The organism is Pelagicoccus enzymogenes, from assembly GCF_014803405.1.
GTDB classification, from domain to species: domain Bacteria; phylum Verrucomicrobiota; class Verrucomicrobiia; order Opitutales; family Opitutaceae; genus Pelagicoccus; species Pelagicoccus enzymogenes.
Genome location: NZ_JACYFG010000042.1, coordinates 1 through 19,385, shown reverse-complemented (window position 1 = coordinate 19,385; position 19,385 = coordinate 1). Strand labels below are relative to the sequence as shown.

19 protein-coding genes are annotated in these 19,385 nt (G+C 50.7%); 16 read left to right on the top strand and 3 right to left on the bottom strand.

All coding sequences use genetic code 11. The features are described from left to right. The first annotated feature begins 1 nt into the window (after position 1). Genes IEN85_RS18295 through IEN85_RS18230 form a run of 14 tightly spaced genes read left to right on the top strand, consistent with a single transcriptional unit; the run spans position 2 to position 15,504 of the window. Positions 2–1,297 (top strand): lipopolysaccharide biosynthesis protein, encoded by a 1,296-nt coding sequence (locus IEN85_RS18295; protein ID WP_191618558.1) that lies wholly within the window; start codon positions 2–4, stop codon positions 1,295–1,297. After that, positions 1,294–2,547, top strand: coding sequence for a hypothetical protein (locus IEN85_RS18290; RefSeq protein ID WP_191618557.1), 1,254 nt, complete (start codon positions 1,294–1,296; stop codon positions 2,545–2,547). The genes IEN85_RS18295 and IEN85_RS18290 overlap by 4 nt, the downstream gene beginning before the upstream one ends. Beyond that, complete coding sequence (locus IEN85_RS18285) at positions 2,544–3,695, top strand: glycosyltransferase family protein (protein ID WP_191618556.1); 1,152 nt, start codon at positions 2,544–2,546, stop codon at positions 3,693–3,695. Before IEN85_RS18290 ends, IEN85_RS18285 begins: the two co-directional genes overlap by 4 nt. Continuing rightward, complete coding sequence (locus IEN85_RS18280) at positions 3,604–4,830, top strand: glycosyltransferase family protein (protein ID WP_191618555.1); 1,227 nt, start codon at positions 3,604–3,606, stop codon at positions 4,828–4,830. The genes IEN85_RS18285 and IEN85_RS18280 overlap by 92 nt, the downstream gene beginning before the upstream one ends. Before the next feature lie 15 nt (positions 4,831–4,845). Then, positions 4,846–5,979, top strand: coding sequence for an N-acetyl sugar amidotransferase (locus tag IEN85_RS18275; RefSeq protein ID WP_191618554.1), 1,134 nt, complete (start codon positions 4,846–4,848; stop codon positions 5,977–5,979). Continuing rightward, a complete protein-coding gene (gene hisH / locus IEN85_RS18270) occupies positions 5,976–6,578 on the top strand; it encodes an imidazole glycerol phosphate synthase subunit HisH (protein ID WP_191618553.1) in 603 nt (200 codons plus the stop codon). Before IEN85_RS18275 ends, hisH begins: the two co-directional genes overlap by 4 nt. 4 nt (positions 6,579–6,582) lie before the next feature. Next, complete coding sequence (locus IEN85_RS18265; protein WP_191618552.1) at positions 6,583–7,365, top strand: AglZ/HisF2 family acetamidino modification protein; 783 nt, start codon at positions 6,583–6,585, stop codon at positions 7,363–7,365. Positions 7,366–7,368: 3 nt separating this feature from the next. Next, entirely contained in the window at positions 7,369–9,492 is a 2,124-nt protein-coding gene (locus IEN85_RS18260; RefSeq protein WP_191618551.1) for a bi-domain-containing oxidoreductase, read from the top strand. Positions 9,493–9,497: 5 nt separating this feature from the next. After that, complete coding sequence (locus tag IEN85_RS18255; protein ID WP_191618550.1) at positions 9,498–10,742, top strand: glycosyltransferase family 4 protein; 1,245 nt, start codon at positions 9,498–9,500, stop codon at positions 10,740–10,742. 14 nt (positions 10,743–10,756) lie between these two features. Further along, positions 10,757–12,415, top strand: coding sequence for a heparinase II/III family protein (locus IEN85_RS18250; RefSeq protein WP_191618549.1), 1,659 nt, complete (start codon positions 10,757–10,759; stop codon positions 12,413–12,415). Then, the gene (locus IEN85_RS18245) at positions 12,412–13,422 is read left to right on the top strand and encodes an NAD-dependent epimerase/dehydratase family protein (protein ID WP_191618548.1); all 1,011 of its coding nucleotides are present in this window, start codon (positions 12,412–12,414) and stop codon (positions 13,420–13,422) included. Before IEN85_RS18250 ends, IEN85_RS18245 begins: the two co-directional genes overlap by 4 nt. Continuing rightward, entirely contained in the window at positions 13,419–14,099 is a 681-nt protein-coding gene (locus IEN85_RS18240) for a PIG-L deacetylase family protein (RefSeq protein WP_191618547.1), read from the top strand. Before IEN85_RS18245 ends, IEN85_RS18240 begins: the two co-directional genes overlap by 4 nt. After that, the gene (locus tag IEN85_RS18235) at positions 14,096–14,668 is read left to right on the top strand and encodes a sugar transferase (protein ID WP_224772729.1); all 573 of its coding nucleotides are present in this window, start codon (positions 14,096–14,098) and stop codon (positions 14,666–14,668) included. Before IEN85_RS18240 ends, IEN85_RS18235 begins: the two co-directional genes overlap by 4 nt. Further along, positions 14,668–15,504: a formyltransferase family protein gene (locus IEN85_RS18230; RefSeq protein WP_224772728.1), complete on the top strand. Its 837-nt coding sequence runs from the start codon at positions 14,668–14,670 to the stop codon at positions 15,502–15,504. Before IEN85_RS18235 ends, IEN85_RS18230 begins: the two co-directional genes overlap by 1 nt. 183 nt (positions 15,505–15,687) lie before the next feature. Here the strand turns inward: IEN85_RS18230 and IEN85_RS18225 are convergent, their stop codons facing one another. Next, complete coding sequence (locus IEN85_RS18225; protein ID WP_224772727.1) at positions 15,688–16,722, bottom strand: ATP-binding protein; 1,035 nt, start codon at positions 16,720–16,722, stop codon at positions 15,688–15,690. Positions 16,723–16,946: 224 nt separating this feature from the next. Between IEN85_RS18225 and IEN85_RS18220 the strand changes: the two genes are divergently transcribed. Next, entirely contained in the window at positions 16,947–17,162 is a 216-nt protein-coding gene (locus IEN85_RS18220) for a hypothetical protein (protein ID WP_191618546.1), read from the top strand. A gap of 178 nt (positions 17,163–17,340) precedes the next feature. Here IEN85_RS18220 and vapC read toward each other — a convergent pair whose 3' ends face one another. Beyond that, positions 17,341–17,748 (bottom strand): type II toxin-antitoxin system tRNA(fMet)-specific endonuclease VapC, encoded by a 408-nt coding sequence (vapC, locus tag IEN85_RS18215; RefSeq protein ID WP_191618545.1) that lies wholly within the window; start codon positions 17,746–17,748, stop codon positions 17,341–17,343. After that, the gene (gene vapB, locus IEN85_RS18210; protein ID WP_191618544.1) at positions 17,745–17,975 is read right to left on the bottom strand and encodes a type II toxin-antitoxin system antitoxin VapB; all 231 of its coding nucleotides are present in this window, start codon (positions 17,973–17,975) and stop codon (positions 17,745–17,747) included. The genes vapC and vapB overlap by 4 nt, the downstream gene beginning before the upstream one ends. 256 nt (positions 17,976–18,231) lie before the next feature. On the opposite strand from vapB, the gene IEN85_RS18205 reads away from it, so the two are divergent. Beyond that, entirely contained in the window at positions 18,232–19,374 is a 1,143-nt protein-coding gene (locus IEN85_RS18205) for an IS110 family RNA-guided transposase (RefSeq protein WP_224772532.1), read from the top strand. Positions 19,375–19,385: the final 11 nt, after the last annotated feature.

Genomic DNA, 19,385 nt, shown 5'->3' with positions numbered 1-19,385 from the left:
AGTGATCAATCTCTCAAATATAATTAGCGGCATCAAGTGGACAACACTATCCTCTGCAGTCGTCTCACTTTGTGCAATAATAAAAATAGCCATCCTGACTCGCTACTTAGACAAGGAAGATTTCGGAACATTCGCACTGACAAACATAACCATAACGCTAGCGACCCTTATTAGCGAAAGTGGAATATGCAATGCAATGTTTCACAAGAAGAGAATACCAAAAAAAACACTCTCCAGCCTATTCTGGCTGGCAATTGCAATATCCTGCGCAGTTTACATCTGCATACTTTTCTTAAGTTCTCCAATTGAAAAGTTTTACAAAGCAGACAACCTATCCCTAATCATCAACACAACTTCTATATATATAATTATAAACACCCCGGGGAGATTCTTTCGCACCCTGATAAACAAGAACATGTTGTTTTCCGAGACAACGAAATCAGACCTAACGGGTGCAATAACTGGCCTTATCGCCAGCACAACCCTTGCTATATGCAACTTTCAAATTTGGGCACTAGTACTAGGACACCTCATCCAAGCCCTAACCACCACAACCCTCCTTTGCCACCACGGAAGTAGACATTTTCGCCCACAACTTCATTTCAGTCTCAAATCCACACGCTCCTATTTAAAAATTGGATTATACCAAACCGGTGGGCAGCTGGCCAACTTTGCTGGTCGTGATATCGACATAATACTCATCGGAAAGTTCTTCAGCCCAGAAACACTAGGCGGATATTCACTAGCAAAGGAGTTAGCACTAAAACCTGCGGCCATCATAGGTCCGGTGATCAATAAGGTGTTAACACCCACCCTCGCTGGATCCGAAAACGCCGACAGGAAGCAAATCTTCCTATCGACGCAAAGCATCACATCATACTTAGGCCTACTACTCTATGCAACACTGGCATTAAGCTCAAACCAAGCTATCACATTTGCATACGGTTCGAGTTACAGCTCGGCTGCTACCATATTTTCCGTATTTTGCATAATCATGATCTTTCGATTGCACATGAGCAATATTGGAAACCTAATTACAGCAACCGGCAGAACCCACCTAGATTTGATTTGGAACCTAATAGTGCTAACAGCTAGCGCAGCCGCCATCACACTAACAGCAACCAAAGAAATCCAAGACATACTCATAGCAATGCTAATCCAAACATTTCTACTTATCCCCTTATACTGGATCGTGCTCATTCGCACACTTACAGGGGCTAGTGCCTTCGAATACATAACTAGCACCGCTCGCATTTTCGCAGCCCTTAAGCAACTCAAGATGCTACGTTATCAATGATACGCCATCAACTACAAGAAACCGCAACAACAATCCCCCAAGCGCGACACTCTGCTGCGGATTTTCTCTTCTGCACAACAATACTACTAACATTCAGCTTACCAACAAATGCAACGACGCCAATTCCTTTAGGCCCCATAACCTTCGAACTACGCGAGTTCGGATATTTGCTGCTTCCGACAATCAATTTGCTCTCAAGGCGCAGCTTCCAATCCCCTCAAACAGGTACGTGCATCAGACCCATAGCCCTAGCGATCATCTCAGCCATCATAGGTACCGAATTGCTTAAAATAATAGTCTACCATTCGAGCTTAATCGACTGCGTAAGATCACTACGCACCCCGCTCCCGCTCCTCTCATGCCTGCTATTATTCTCAACCGGATTGCGCATCTCGCCGCAAAAAACATGGAAGGCACTATCCGCTTCCGTCGGCATCTCCTTCCTACTGTCCCTGATTCAATTTGCAACCGGAGCAAAGACACCAGACATCCTGCTGCCCTCAGACACCACCGACATCGACTATGGCAGAATCGTAAATGCCAACGCATCATTTTCCATCATTGCTCTCACTGCTCTACTTTACTCCGCGAAGAAGCAATATCTGTTAACCCTCCTGAGCCTTGCAACCGTGGCGCTAACATTCAGCAGAACCTACCTCGCCACAATTTCTCTAGCGCTGATTTACGCAGGAATGCGCACCCCGACACCAAACAGATTATTCAAAATTGCCTTAGTAGTAACGACCCCAACCTTAGTTTCCATCATCGCAGTAACCTCATCCGAAACAATAGCCAATCAGGTTGAGAGAAGAATAGTTTCAATCATCATCCAGGAGCAAACCATACAAGGATCCGCCATCGACGGGAATAGAGACATTATTTACAATGGGATACTCGATAAGCTAAAGGAGGGGAAATGGTTCATCGGACTACCCTTTGAGGAACACATTTTTGAACGAGAGGAGTTCAACGCAGTCACCAAATTAAGAATCACCGACACATCCGCCGCAAACATAGTTCTTCTCCATGGCATCCTACCTTTAACATTATATGCACTCCTACTTGGACTACTCTTCTCCTCATCAAAATCTGCCGAATTCAGAGTAGCACTAACCCTACTCACGATTGCCTCCCTGAACATAGACTCACTATATAGACATAACTCAGTGTTTTTTATTTCCGCATACTACTTCTACGTTAAATTCAAACCCAGCACTCGCAACGCATTCTGCCAAAAGCCAGCCACATGAAGACAACCCACACGACAGCTAGTGCCAAACAAAAAAAAATTGCGGTCATCTGCAGAACAATCGGACTAGAATACGACGATCGAATTAGAAAACAATGCATTGCACTGGCGGAACGATCTGAAATCAAAATATTCGTCCTATTCGCCGACAATCGCAGCGAAAGCGGCACCACTAGCTACGGAATTCCTTACACTTCCTTTGAGTTAACATCCAAAAACAGGCTTCCAGGAGGCAGATTTCTCCTACTTAAAGCCATAGAGTTTTACTTGAAGGTAAAACCTCACCTAAAAGAATTCGATACAGTATGGTGCCATGAGGAATATTGCTTTTTGTTTCCACTGCTCAGCTACAAAGGTCGTTCGATATGGGACCTTCATGAACTTCCACAAAAATTCATTAGGTTTCCTATGCGCCTGGCGTTTTCACTAATCGAAAGAAGGACCAAGACAATCATACACGCAAACGAAGAAAGAATAGATTACCTCAGAAGGGTAGGTCTGATACACAAAGGTCCAGAAAAACACAAAACGCTACACAACTATCCAGATGAGACTTTCGTCACTCTCGCAAAAAGCGGTTATCGAGACCCCAAATTCACAGAATGGCTAGACAATCGCTCCTACGTTTACCTACAAGGCCTAACTACAAGCGATCGATTTCCATACAACACAATCTCTTCAATCCTCGACACAACAAACCACGCGGCAGTTGTAATTGGAAACATAGATGACTCTGAAGCATTAGGCCGACTCAAGGAAGAATATGGCCCCACCCTCAACGAGCGGATATATTTCGCCGGAATGGTAAAACAGCTCGATATCGGACCGTACCTTTCAGGCGCGGCGTTTTCAATGGTCTTCTACAATACCGACGATCCAAACAATCGCTACTGCGAAGCCAATCGCTTTTATCAAGCCATCTCCCTCGGAGTTCCAGTTATAACTGGATCAAACGAATCAATGGCAAATATAGTAAACCAAAATAAGCTTGGCGTTTCGATAAGGTCGGACGGTAGAGACAAGGACGAAATCAAAGCAGGAATCAAACGGCTACTCGATGGTTACGATCTATTCAAGAGCAACTGCGAACGCTCAAGAGAATCCTACATCTGGAAAGATGCTCTTCTTCTACGTGAATGGTATGAATAGGAGAAATAAAGTTCTAGTCGTTACACCAACGCTTGGCGACACAAAGGACTCACGTCGTATCGATCTAATTAAGTCCGCCGGTTTTAGTGTTCAGGCAGCCGCTTTCGACCGAGGAAGCGCACAGGCAAGACCAGCAAGCTGCGAAGTAATCACCCTCGCAAGGATTAGCGATGGCAATTACTTAGCGAGACTATTCCGCTTCGCCGGAGCCATCGCTAAACTTAGAAAACTATGCAAGAGTGCATCTATCGTGCATTCAATGAGCCCGGACCTGACTGGTCTTTGCCATCTCGCATGCATTGGACTTCAACCCAAGCTGGTTTCCGATGTTGCTGACATTCGAGAAATACAAATTTCCCACACCCCAACTTCAGCATTATTGCGTAGTATCGAAGCATACATCTCAATCAAATCAGATCTTCTAATTGTGACATCCAAGGGATTTATAGATTGGTATTTTAATGAGAAACTAAAAATCAAACCGAAGAACTTTTTAGTAATCGAAAACAAACTAGACGAATCGTCACCCCCCCATCGAGCATCCACAACATCAAAGAAAATCAGAATAGGCTATTTCGGCTGCCTCCGAAGCAACTGGACCATCAAGCTACTACTCGAATTATTAAAATCCTACCCAGACAAATTCGAAATCCACACTGCAGGTGTAGATATGCTCGACGAATACGACTTGATCGAAACCTCTAAGAGAGTGAAAGGATTTAATTACCTTGGCCCATACAAATCCCCCGAAGATCTTCCCCAGATGTACAGTAGGATTGATTTATCAGCAATTTTTTATCCAGACAACAACGATAAAATAGACTCGTTTGTAGCAAAAGCAATCTGCAGGTCGAATCGTTTCTACGAGGCATGTAAATTCCAGATTCCAATCATTAGCTTCTCCTTCTGTGGAGATGGACTTGAAGTCGAAAACCTAAAAAACGGACTAACAATCGACACATTCAATATTAAAGAAGCTGCAAAATCAATCAAGGAGCAACTAACAGAACATAACCTAAAATACTGGAAACAACGCTCGCGAGAAATTCCTCGCGAGGTGTATCTTCTTGTCAAAGAAGCACACAACCTAAAGTTACGATACCAAGCACTCCTCAAATCCAAACCGATAATTTAATACTACCTTTCTAAAATGAGCAAACACACGATTTGTACCAATTGCGTCATGGACACGACTGACGCTTTAATCCACTTTGACGAAAAAGGCGTATGTGACCACTGCAACACATTCTACAGCAAGACTCTTCCGAACTGGAACACAGGGCCCGAAGGGAGAGCAGAACTCGACAAGATGGTCGATTCCATCAAGAAACGCGGCAAGGGCAAGGACTTCGACTGTATCATCGGCATGAGCGGAGGAATCGACAGCTCGTACTTAGTTTATTTAGCCAAGGAGGTGCTGGATCTTCGCCCCCTAGTTTTCCATGTCGATGCAGGCTGGAATTCGCAGATAGCTGTAAACAATATCGAGCGACTAGTAGATAAACTCGGACTAGATCTTTTCACCGAAGTTATAGACTGGGAAGAAATGAAAGACCTGCAGCTTTCTTTCTTCAAATCAGGAGTATCCCATATCGACTCTCCTCAAGATAACGCCTTTTTTGCGACGATGTACCATTTCGCCGAAGAACATAAGGTGAAAAACATCCTAACTGGCACAAACCTTTCGACAGAGTGCGTCCGCAACCCAGTCGAGTGGATGTACTACCAGTCCGACGCTAGACAGATAAAAGACATACAAAAGAAGTTCGGTAGCAAACGATTAAAGAACTACCCAACGACCTCGATTATCAGACATAAGATCTGGCTCCCCTACATCAAGGGCATAAAAGTGCTAAGACCTTTGAACCACATGCCCTACATAAAGGAGGAAGCAGTCGAGTTACTCAAGAATGAGTTCGGTTGGCAGCCATACCCACAAAAGCACTTCGAATCTCGATTCACTCGATTCTACGAAAGCTATTGGCTTCCCGAACGGTTCGGCTACGACACACGAAAGGTCCAATTTTCGAGCTTAATACTAACGGGACAAATGACCCGCGAAGAGGCCCTGAAAAAGCTCAAGTCACCCGCCTATGACCCGGAAACAATCGAAGACGACATACAGTTCGTCGCCAACAAGCTCGATATCACCGTCGAGGAACTAAAGTCGTATCTACATATCCCAAAGAAGACATACAGAGACTACAAATCACAACAGAGCATTTACAAGCTAGGGGCCAAGGCGATGAAACTCCTCGGGCTTGAGATTGGCGGAAAAAGATGATAACAATAGTAAATTACGGACTTGGGAATTTGCGTGCCTTTTCGAACGTCTATAAGCGACTTAATATTGAACACAAAATTTCCTCGGATCCCTCTGAGATCAAGAATTCTTCAAAACTTATACTTCCCGGCGTAGGAGCATTCGACCATGCGATGACGCTCCTTCAGGAATCAGGACTCAGATCGGCTCTGGATGTAGCAGTGCTCGAACGCAAAACTCCCATCATCGGCATCTGCGTAGGCATGCAAATGTTAGCAAACGGCAGTGACGAAGGAAACTTGCCCGGTCTGGGATGGATCCCCGGGCAAGTACGCAAATTCGACGAAAGCAAAGTCCCGCAGATGCCACACATGGGCTGGAACGAGGTAGAAGCCCCAGACCTCCCCATTTTCAAAGAGCGAGAAGAGCATTCGCGCTTCTATTTCCTACATTCCTACTACTTCGAGTGCGAGACACCACATCACGCTATCGCCCATGCGACCTACGGCAACCGCTTCACTTGTGCCGTAAACAGGGACAACGTGTATGGTGTACAATTCCACCCCGAAAAGAGCCACCACAACGGCGTACAACTCCTGCGAAACTTCGCCCAACTCTAAAGACATGCTTCACCCACGGATAATCCCTTGCCTCTTAGTACGAAACAGAGGGCTCGTGAAAACCTTTGGCTTTGGTGATTCCAAATACGTAGGAGACCCCATCAACGCAGTCAAAATCTTCAACGAGAAGGAGGTCGACGAACTCGTAGTCCTAGACATCGACGCCACAGCAGAAAAACGAGAGCCAGACTACAAGATGATCGAAAACCTAGCCGCAGAGTGCCGTATGCCGCTGTGCTACGGAGGCGGAGTAAAAACCGCCGAACAAGCTAGCCGCATCTTTGCACTCGGCGTTGAAAAAGTATCCCTAAGCTCTGCCGCCATCGAATCACCTGGATTAGTATCCGAAATCTCCGCGCAGGCAGGAGCACAAAGCGTAGTCGTCACGCTAGACGTCAAAAAGAAGGGGCTCTTCGGAAAGTTCAGTGTCTACACACACAACGCCAAAAAAAGCACAGGCAAAGACCCAGTCGAGCTGGCCATCGAGATGCAAAAAGCTGGAGCCGGTGAAATAGTCCTCAACTCTATCGACAACGACGGAGCAATGAAAGGCTATGACCTGAAACTCATAGACCGCGTTCGAGCTGAAATCACCATTCCTATGACAGTAATTGGCGGAGCCGGATCTCTCAAACATATTTCAGAACTCATCAAAGAGCATCCGTTCATTGGCGCAGCGGCAGGAAGCTTATTCGTATTCAAAGGCAAATACAAAGCTGTACTCATCAACTACCCAAATCGACAGGAAAAGATAGACCTTATCTCTGCAAGCATTTCTCAACCCTAGACAATGAGACAGATCCTTCAAAATCTTGGAAACGGCGAAACTCTACTCGCCGACGTCCCCACTCCCAAACTAAGTGCAGGCCAGGTTCTCATTCGCAGCACGCGCACTGTAATCTCTGCTGGAACCGAGCGCATGCTAGTCGATTTTGGCAAGGCCAACTGGATAGACAAGGCACGGCAACAACCTGACAAAGTTCGAATGGTCCTAAAAAAGATCAAGACCGACGGACTCATGCCCACCATCGAAGCTGTGCGCTCCAAACTCGATCAACCACTCCCCCTTGGCTACTGCAACGCTGGAACAGTGCTTGAGTCCAAAGTGGACGGAATCAAACCGGGTGACCGCATAGTATCGAACGGCCCCCACGCAGAAGTGGTTCGAATGCCAAAGAACTTGTGCGCGAAGATCCCTGACAACGTTGATGACGAATCAGCCGCATTCACCGTCTTGGGATCTATCGCCTTGCAGGGCGTCCGTCTTGCAAAGCCTACAATCGGAGAATCTGTGGCAGTCATCGGATTAGGGCTTATAGGGCTGATTACGGTGCAGATACTGCGCGCCAACGGATGTCGGGTAATCGGAATCGACTTCGACAGCGAAAAGTGCAAGTTCGCCCAGTCATTCGGAGCCGAAACAGTCGACCTATCCAAGGGGGAAGACCCAGTAGCGGCAGGCATGGCCTTCTCTCGCGGGCGCGGCATGGACGCCGTCATCATTACAGCGTCCACAAAGAGCGACGAGCCTGTCAGCAACGCGGCAAACATGTCGCGCAAGCGCGGCCGCATCATCCTGGTTGGCGTAGTGGGCCTGCAACTATCAAGAGCTGAGTTCTACGATAAGGAACTCACATTCCAAGTTTCATGCTCCTACGGGCCAGGGCGATACGACGACTCATACGAGCTCAAAGGCCAAGACTACCCCGTCGGCTTCGTCCGCTGGACAGAACAGCGTAACTTTGAAGCGATCCTTGACATGATGGCCTCCGGAGCCATCGACATGCGACCACTTATCTCGCACCGCTTCTCCTTCGATGACGCCCTAGACGCCTACGCGCAACTTGATGACAAGAGCTCGCTCGGCATCCTCCTAGAATACCCCGAAGCAGCCGGACCGGACCTAGTATCCAGCACGATCCGCCTTACCGAAGCGAAGCGAGCTCCCCAGAAGGCTCAATGCAGTTTTCTGGGCGGTGGAAACTACGCGGGAAGAATCTTGATACCCGCCTTCAGTAAAGCAGGAGCAAGCTTGGACACGATCGTAACCAGCTCAGGAGCCAGCGGGGCTACTCAAGGCCGCAAACACGGCTTCCAGAACGCTGCCACCTCCGAAGATGCCGTCCTAAACAGTGCATCGACAGACACCATCGCTATTGCCACGCGGCACAACCTTCACGCCAAGCAAACGTGCGAAGCACTAAAGGCCGGCAAAAACGTTTTTGTGGAAAAACCGCTCGCTATGACCCTAGACGAGCTAAGCGAGATCGAAGCTTGCTACCGGGCAGCTGGCAACAATCAGCCACTAGTCATGGTTGGTTTCAATCGCCGTTTCTCGCAGCACGCCACCAAAATGAAGGCCCTGCTAGATAGCGTCAAAGAGCCAAAATCACTCGTCTTTACGATCAACGCCGGAGAAATTCCTATGGATCATTGGACCCAAGATCCAGCAATCGGCGGCGGTCGCATCATTGGAGAAGCCTGCCACTTCATAGACTTCGCTCGATTCCTAGTCGGAGCTCCCATCAAAAGCTTCTACGGAGCAAAATTAGGCAATCCCGACCAGAGGCTGGCCACCACCGAAGACAAAGCGACGCTAATTCTTTCCTTCGAAGACGGCTCTCAAGCCACAATCCACTATCTGGCAAACGGAGATAAAGGGTTCCCCAAGGAACGCATCGAAGCCTTCGCCGGTCAAAAGGTGCTTCAGCTCGACAACTTCAAGTCGCTCAAAGGATTCGGCTGGAAAGGATTCTCAAAGTTCAAGACACGATCCCAAGACAAAGGACAAAACGCCTGCGTGCAGGCTTTCGTAGATGCCATCAAGTCCGGATCCGCCGCTCCTGTAGAGATGGACCAGCTAATAGAAGTATCCAGAGTAACCATACAACTTGCCGAACAACTTAAGGGCTAAGCAAGATGAAGGTTCTTTACCTCGCGCACCACTTTCACACGCAAACCGGCAACTTCAGCTCACGCCCTTACCGATTCGCAAAACAACTCACCGAAGACGGTCATAAGGTCACAGTTGTTAGCGGCCAACATGACAGGGGTGCTGTAGATATTGAAGGTAGCGACACCGGCACTATTCGCCGAAAACAGGTAGAAGGCATCGATGTCATTCAAGTGGCGGTTCCCTATGCGAACAACATGTCAGTCCTAAAGCGTAGCCTCATCTTCATGCGCTACACGCTACACTGCCTGAAAGAAACCATCAAAGGCGACTACGACCTAATCTTCGCCACCTCCGGTCCCTTGACTGTCGGCATTGCTGGGATTCTCTCAAAAGCGATTCGCTCTAACCCTTTCGTATTCGAATCGAGAGACTTATTGCCCGAAACCCCACGGGCATTGGGCCTAATTAAAAACCCCGTGATCCTACTCGGGTTAAGTACGCTAGAATGGGCATCCTACCAAACGGCTGACGTTGCAGTGGGACTAGCCCCGGGAATCACAAAGGCCATCAAGAAAAAAACAGCCTCTCGCATTCCCGTCGCCCTGCTCCCCAACGGTAGCGAGCTGGAACTCTTCAAGCCTGGCAGTAGAGTGGACTTGAAGGTCGCGGGTATTGAGGCTGGCGATACAGTAGCTGTATTCACTGGGGCTCACGGGCTCACCAATGGCCTACATGCCATTCTCGACGCCGCCAAGGAACTCAAGCGGCGAGGAAGAGACGACATAAAGATAGCCTTTTTCGGCGACGGCAAGATCAAGCCCGAACTCGTGTCGAGGGCTAAAGCGGAGGGACTAACCAACTGCTTTTTCAACGACCCGATTCCCAAAACCAAACTCGCCGAGATCCTAGGCTCAGCCGACATCGGGCTGATGACCCTCAAAAACCTCCCCGTTTTCCACTACTCCACCTCTCCTAACAAGTTCTTTGACTACCTTTCCTGCGGGCTCCCTATCATCAACAACTACCCAGGCTGGATTGCAGGCATGCTTTCCAAGCACCGGAACGGCTGCGTTGTAGAACCAGGAGACGCCATCGCCTTCGCCGACGCGCTGGAAAACTACGCGGACAACCCAGAACTACGCGAACTCCACGGGAAACGCTCTCGCGAGCTAGCGGAGACAAGTTTCGACATGGCACGTATCGCCAAAGCCTTCAGTGCCCTGATGACCAGCACACACGCCCCGCACGTCGCTGCACAGACCATCTAGAAGATCCTTCCAGAATGAAACTGCTTTCCTTTGGGCTTCTTTACTGGCGGACGCTACGACACCTCAAACGCGCCCAATGGTTTGCTCTTTTCGCTCTTAAACTGAAGAGGTCCCACAAGGCAAAAGCCTACGCACCCAAACTCACCCCACTGGCAGGTAAATGGCTGTCCGGCCCCAATACACCGGGAGAGTTTACAGCCCCTAACTCGTTTCGATTTCTCAATACCAGTTCCGATGTTGAGTTCGCTAACGGTTGGAAGGTAGCCAACGCCACTGCTCTCTGGGAGTACAACCTCCACTACTTCCACTACATCAACTCCCTCGAAGTACCAGCCGCCCAATGCCTAAGGCTCATAGAGAGCTGGGTAAACGATTGCAAGTCAGGCACCGCCTGGGCACCGTATCCGACAAGCTTGCGCATCGTTAACTGGATACGTTTCCACAACGAGAGAAGCGAACTCCCCGAACACTTGTTGCGGAACCTGACCCAACAGGTTGAGCACCTTTCGCAAAACACCGAGCGCCACCTTCTAGCAAACCACTATTTCGCCAACGGGAAGGCACTTTTCATCGCAGGACTGTTCTTTCAAAATGAAAGATCCGAGAAATGGTTCCATGACGGGCTCTCCATCATAGAGTCGGAACTTGACGAGCAGTTCCTAGAAGATGGAGGACACTTCGAGCGAAGCCCGATGTACCAACGCATCCTGACACTTGATCTCTTCGAACTAGTCAACGCCTCGAACGGCTACCCTGGCAGAATCCCTCAGCGGACCGTAGAAAGAATCCAAGAAGTCGCAAAAAGAGCGCTCCGCTGGATGAGTGGACTCAGACACCCCGACGGAGCCTATCCTCTTTTCGGTGACAGTGCCTACGGCATTCCGCCTTCCGACCAGGAAATCTTCCGATTCGCAGGAGAGTTAGCAATCGAGCTCCCCGCCCAAAAGAGCGAAACTAGGCTGTTACATTTTGAAGCAAGCGGCTTTGCTAGAGCCGAAGCGGGAAACTTCTGTCTACTCGCAGACATTGGCGAGATTCGCGCATCTTATCAACCCGGGCATGCCCACGCAGACTCCTTGGGATTCGAGCTATCCGTCGGGCAGAAACGCATTCTCGTCGACACAGGAGTAGATAGATACGAGAGCGGACGCGAAAGAACCAGCCAAAGGTCAACCGCGGCACACAACTGTCTTAGCATCAACCATCAAAACTCACAGGAAGTGTGGTCCAGTTTCCGCGTGGCCAGAAGGGCCCGCACCTCCCGAATAATCGCGCAAACTGAAGGGGAAGAGATCATAATCCACGCACAACACGATGGTTACGAGAAACAGAACCTAGCAGGACCTCACTCTCGAGAATGGAGACTAAGCCCCCAAGCCCTCGAAATAACGGACACGGTCACCCTGAATCACCCCAGTAGCGTATCCATCTTCTTCATCATCCATTCGGACTTCATAGCAAAGACAAGAAGGGATGTTATCGAACTGTTCCACAAGGACTCGCTATCCACCAAAGCAGCAAGCATCAATTTTGATCCTAAAATGAGCGCACTCGCTGAACCCTGTTCCATCTGCCATCAATTTGGCATAAGCCAGGAAGGAACCCGCATAGAACTGCAATGCAAGACGGTAGGTTCATTCAAACACACGACCTCCATCGCGATAGAACAATGACAACAGACGACAACGCCTCGATGCCCTGCATTCTCGTCACCGGAGCTACGGGCTTTCTAGGAACAAACCTCATCAAGTCATTCATCGGAAAAGGTTACAAACTACGATGCACCCATAGGACACCAGCACCTCCATCCGAAAGCTCGACTGAGCTAGAATGGATACGTATAACTGATTCCTGCTCACAAGAGGCTTGGGAAAAGCTCCTCTTAGGAGTCGACTATGTAATCCATCTCGCGGCGCTTGCACACCAAATTGGAGACACTGAGCTGACGGAAAAGGACTATATGCAGGCCAATGCAATTCCTTCGGAGGCGATTGCCAAAGCAGCGAAACAAGCCAAGGTGAAACGCTTGGTTTTCATTAGCTCGATCGCCGCGATCAAATCCGAAAGTTCCAGCGTCATTGACTCAGATACCCCAGAGGCTCCATCAACGCCCTACGGCAAGAGCAAGCTGGAAGCAGAAAGGCTCATAGAAAGCGCCTTACAAGGGCAGGACCACACTGATTGGGTAGCCCTAAGACCGACTCTCATCTACGGCCCTGGAAACCCTGGAAACATGCAACGCATCGCAAGGCTAATCAGCATTCCCATTCCACTGCCTTTCGGAGCCTTCAAGAACAAGCGCTCATTTCTGTATGTTGAGAACCTAATCAGTGCCATCGAATCCTGCCTCACATGCTCATCCGTATCCAAAAAGTGCTACATCGTTTGCGACGACCAGAGCGTTTCTACCGCTGGACTGGTAAAGGAAATCGCAGCTGCCAGAGGCCAAAAGAAGGCAATCTTCACTCCGCCTGCTTGGACCCTAAAAGCCATCGTTTCGATGGGCGACTTTGCCAAATCCCACCTCAATATATCAACAGGTGTCGACTCCTATTCCCTCGACAAACTTCAGTCCTCGCTGCAAGCGTGCAACGCGTCTTTTAAAGCAGATGCCTCCTGGAGCCCCCCATTCACTCTCAGCGAGGGCATAGCGAAAACATTTCAAAAAACAGACTCATGAATTCCGTACTGATAGTAGTAGCTCACCCTGACGACGAAACCCTCGGCTGCGGCGCGACCGCTGCAGCATTGAGCGCGAAAGGCATTCCAGTACGGAGCTGCATTCTGTCTGGCAACGCAGCCGCACGCAAAGGGCATCCCGGTCAATCGGAACTCATCGACGACACCCACAAAGCTCACGACATCCTAGGCATGCCCGCGCCCATCTGGGGCGACTTTCCAAACATCAAGCTGAACACCGTTCCGCACCTCGACCTCGTACAATTCATCGAAGCTGCCATCGAGGAGACTCAAGCGGACACAATCTTCACGCACCACCCAAGCGATCTGAACAACGACCATCTGCACGTCTCGCGGGCCTGCCAAGCCGCAGCGAGACTCTGCCAACGCCGACCAAACGTTCCCCAGCTCACGGCATTGCACTTTATGGAAATCCTATCCTCCACGGATTGGAGCTTTCCCACAGCAGCTCCAGCGTTTTTCGCAAATTCATACTTTCCCGTTTCCGGTTTCCTCGACAAAAAGATCGCCGCAATGAAAGCCTACCGAGGCGTAATGCGCCCCTACCCTCACCCACGCTCGGAGGAGGCCATCAAGGCACAAGCGGCTCTGAGGGGAGCCGAATCAGGTTTAGGCCCATGCGAGGCATTCCAAACTGTTTTTTCCGTCATTTCATGAAGATCTACGGCAACTACTTGAAACGCCTAGGCGACATTCTATTCGCCCTGTGCGCCATAATCATACTCGCGCCGATTATCTTGCTCACGGCAATCGCGATCTACATCGAGGACGGTTCACCCGCTATCTTTCGACAAAAGCGCGTCGGCTTAAACGGCAGGGAATTCACCATTTTCAAGTTCCGCAGCATGCCCAACGGCACTGGGGATGTCTCCTCTCGAGAAGCGAAGAAGCTTCGAATCACAAAAGTCGGGCGATTCATCCGCCGGACGAACCTCGACGAGCTTCCACAGCTCTTCAACATCCTTTGCGGGACCATGTCCCTGATAGGTCCTCGTCCAGCTCTCGCCAGCCAAATCGAGTTGGTCAAATCGCGAACTGAAGCTGGTGTCTACGATATTCGACCCGGCCTAACAGGGCTAGCCCAAGTGAACTCGTACGAAAACATGCCTGAGGGCGAAAAGGTGAAGTGGGACGCCAAATACCGAAACGAATTATCATTGATGATGGACTTGAAAATTGTTCTCCGAACTTTCGGATACGTACTAAAACCACCGCCAGCCTACTGATGCCAAAAAACCGAAAGTTAGGATTCGTCACTTGCGTCGAGCTCGGACTCGAGTGCATGAAGGCCATTTACGATGCGGGAGCGACTCTAGATATCGCCATCACGCTCAAAGACAACATGGCGAAGAGCAAGTCAGGCCGCGTCTACATCGACGCATTCTGCGAGGAACGTTCGATTCCGATCACCAAAATTCGGAATATAAATGATCCGGAATCGATACAAGCGATCAAGGACGCAGAGATTGACTGGCTCTTCATCATCGGTTGGTCGCAAATCGCTAAGCCCGAGATCCTCAACGCTCCAAACCTGGGTTGTATCGGCATTCATCCTACACTCCTACCACAGGGGCGCGGTCGAGCTGCCATCCCTTGGGCTATTCTCAAGGGCCTAGAAAAGACCGGCGTCACGCTTTTCAAGCTCGACGAAGGCGTCGATACCGGGCCCATCATCGACCAGTGGGAGATCCCACTCTCCGAGGAAACCGATGCACGCATGCTCTACGAACAAGCGACTAAAGCCCACTATGCCGTTCTGAGTCGCATCCTGCCACTGCTCATTGACGGAACCGCTGAGCTCACGCCTCAAGACAACCGACTCGCCACCGAGTGGCCCGGTCGAAAACCTGAAGACGGAAGAATCGACGCTTCGATGACCTGCAAGCAAGCTCACGCTCTCGTTCGTGCCGTCACCCACCCCTACCCAGGAGCGTTCTACGACTCCGCCGAGGGAAGAACCATCATCTGGAAAGCCTCCTTGGAACGAACCTCTCCAAGTGACAAAGAGCTAAAGCTATCCGACGGCTCCCTATTCTGCACTGTTTGGGAGCGATGCGACTAAACAATTCTCAACCGATACCCAGATGCTCGAAACCCTCGGCAGTAGGGACTACTTCCGCTACATCCTTTTGACCATATCGGGCAAGGGAGCGGGAGATCGGGCGGATCCGCCTTCGTGAACTACGGCGTGACAAGTCGGTGATCTGTTATTGCGAATCTCAGAGCTTGGTCTCAGCCCCTCTCGTCAATAGGCTAGATATCCAAGCTCCCGCAACTCAATCAGCAGGGCTCCGATCGGCAAAGCCGTCCAACCGTCGCCAACGAGATATCGCTCGTCTACCGGAGCCACGACATAGGCCCGCTCTGCTTGCACCACATCCATTGATCGCTTGCTCCCTGCTGTCAGCTTGGGTGCCTTCGACGCCTTGCACTCGATCGCAATACGCTTGTCTCCTCGAGAAAGCACGAGGTCGATTTCGTCGCCGCTCGCTGAACGGTAGTAGGAAGCTTCCACGGCAGGCTTTAGGCGAGGCAGTATCGACTCGACAACAAACCCCTCCCACGACGCTCCCATGATCGGGTGCCCAAAAAGCGCGTCGAAGTCGTCGATAGACAACAAAGCATGCAGAACCCCCGAATCGCGCACGTAGAGCTTAGGCGTTTTGACCAGACGCTTTTTCACGTTGGCCTCGAACGGACGCAACAAGCGCAAGGCGAAGCTCTGCGAAAGCAGCTCAGCATAGCTTCGAGCCGTGTGGTGAGAAACGCCCAGAGAAGACCCCAGCTGAGAAGCATTGAAGGCCTGACCGTGCATGTGGGCGCACATCGTCCAAAAGCGACGCATGTTCTCCGCAGGGTAGTTGAAACCCAGCTGCGGCAAATCGCGCTCCAGAAAGGACGCAATAAAATCAAATCGCCAATCAAAGCTGGCTTCTTCCGTGCGAGCGAGAAAGCTATCGGGGAACCCTCCCCGAACCCAGAGACGATCGAGATCGTCGCTTCCGACCTCATCGACCAGGAGCGGCGTCAGCTCGAGGAAACCGACCCGACCTGCGAGCGTCTCCGAGGACTGGCGAATCAGATCCCTCGAAGCCGAACCAAGCAAGAAGAACCTGCCGGGCTTGCGATTGTCATCGATCAAGCTACGCAAGGTCGCGAACAACTCCGGAACGCGCTGCACCTCGTCGAGGCATACCATTTCAGCGGCGTAACGCTCCAAACAAGCATCGGCTTCCTCGAGTTTTCTCAAGTCGGACGGACGCTCCAAATCGAGATACAACGACTTGCCTCTTTCCGCGATCAGTGCCTACGCCAAGGTCGATTTGCCACACTGTCGCGGCCCTAGCAAGACAACCGCTGGCAACTCCTCCAAGCGTCTTCGCAAAAGCCCAGTAATCGCTCTCTCAATCATAGCCCCCACCGGAAGCGAAAATCGACTGCTCGTCAAAGCAAATTGGAAATCACGATTCCAATTTGCATAAACAACCTGATACATAGAGCCTCATGAGCCAGAGGTGCCGACAGCAGGATGCTCCCATCGCAAAGGGAGCAAGTCCGGTCGAGTCAGTCCCTTCTTCTGGACCTCCCAAGCTACTGGCCGAGACCGATGCCAAGATGCTCAAGATCCTCTGCGTCAAAGATTACTTCCGCTACATCCCCATGACCATGGCGGGCAAGGAAGCGGGAAACCGCATGAAACCGCATCCGGCGGATCGGTGATAGGGGATCGGTAATCTGTGATCTTTGATCGCGAATCTAATCTCCGATGGTTGATGCAACGGATCAATGCCGCAACATCCACTGCCACGCAGGCAGGACTTCAATCGAGTCCGGGATATCAGGAAACGGCATGCGTGAGAGGGGAACGTACCCGCTGCGATTCAAAACACCCAACGGTTTAACCAGCCGCTACCCAATCTTCTACTTTCAATTCAGGAATTCGTTCGAATTCACGGGTGTTGTTGGTGACAAGAACGCAGCCGGCAGCCAAGGCATGGGCCCCAATCAGAAGATCCATCGGACCAATGGGTGACCCCTTTTTTTCTAGCGCAGCTCGAACCTCTCCATACGCCAAAGCTGCCTCCACTCCAAATTCCAAAATCTCCAGAGGAGCAACGAACCGTTCGAGAGCCGCGCGGTTTCTTCTCACGACCTGACTCTTGGATACGCCGTAGCACAATTCGGAATAGGTCATGGAGGAGATGCCGATATCACCAATACGGCATGCCTCGACGCGGCGAAAGACCTCCTCTGGGCGGTGCCTGATAGTGTAGATGCAAATGTTCGTATCCAACAGATACTTCAAAACGATTCCCTCTCATCAAACGCCTCAGGTTGGTTGCGCTCGGCTAGGAAATCCTCACCGAAATCGCAAGCGCCCTCTCGGAACGATTCCCAACCTCCCTGCTCAGGCACGATAACAACAGACTTGCCGACTCGCTTCAGAAAAACGCTTTTACCCTCGAAGCGAAATTCCTTGGGTAGACGAACCGCTTGACTACGGCCGTTCATGAAGATCTTAGCTGCTTTCATGGCGAATGGTATATACCCTAAGAATATACCCGTCAAGCGTCAAAAGCCTCGCACGCCCAAGCCTCAACAAAACCAGCCCTACCCCTTAACCATGTCTCCTTGGTGTCGCTCCGGTACACAAGTCCCCACAAATTTCAAAGACCTCAGTGCCCTCTGCGTCCTTGTAGGTTCCCCACCATTGATTTCCAGCTTTTTGAGCCCTTCCGAGAATGAGTCCATAACTCGTCGGAGGAAGGGCTCGAAAAGCCCTCTGCAAATGGCATTTTCAGAGGATGCCAGGATCGTTCGAACCGGCGGCCACCGGTCCGAACGCGTTTCGAGTGAGATCAATCTGCGTCCGGAGCCCTCATTGAGCGAGCTCAGCGCTGAGCAGCGATCCCTCGAAGCGACCTGGCTTGGATATCAAACAGTTGAAAGAGCCCGTCATCAAAGACGCGAGCTCACCTCTACAAGACAGATACAAGCCATGAATCCCACCGAATACGACATTATCGCAATCGACATATCGAAAGATACACTTGAAGCGCTCAGCGACAAGCGAAGTTTCAGCGTATCCAACAAAGCAGACGCCCTTAGCGAGCTGACCGACCACATCGCCACCTTCAAGACGCCCTTGGCCGTCTTCGAGGCGACCGGCGGATACGAGCGAATCCTCATGCAGCAACTCCTCGCCAAGGGCCTCCCCTTCGCCAGGGTCAACCCGGCTCGAGTGCGACACTACGCCAAGAGCGAGGGGGTCAAGGCAAAGACCGACCCCATCGACGCGCGCATGATTCGCAACTTCGCGAAAGAGAAGAACATACGACCCCAAACGCCTCCCTGCGAAAAACGCCAGCAGCTCGCCGCCCTGCTCGACCGCAGAAGCCATCTGAGCGAACAGCTAAGCCGCGAGAAAAACCGGCGGCAAAACAGCGATCCTCTCATCCACCCATCCATCGAGCGCATGATCGCGATCGTGCAGAACGAGCTTGAGACGATCGAAGAGGACATCAGGGAGCTCGTCCAAAGCGACGCGAAGATGCGCTCCCAGCAAGGCATCGCCCTCTCGGTCTGCGGCGTGGGCGAAGTCACGGCTTGGACCCTGCTCGCGCACCTCAGCGAGATCGAGTCCCTCAACAGGAACCAGATCGTCGCCTTGGCTGGAATCGCCCCCTTCAACGACGACAGCGGAAAGACCAAGAAGAAAAGACGCATCCAAGAGGGTAGAGCCAAAGTCAGACGGTGCCTCTACATGGCGACCAAAACTGCTGCGGTGCACAACGAAGTGATAAGACCTTACGTCCAGAAGCTCAGGGACAAGGGCAAGCCGTACAAGTGCGCCATCGTCGCTGGAATGAGGAAGATGCTCATACACATACAAAGCCTGTTCAAAAAACTTAACTTACAGCTTGCTCAGTGACACAGTTGCTC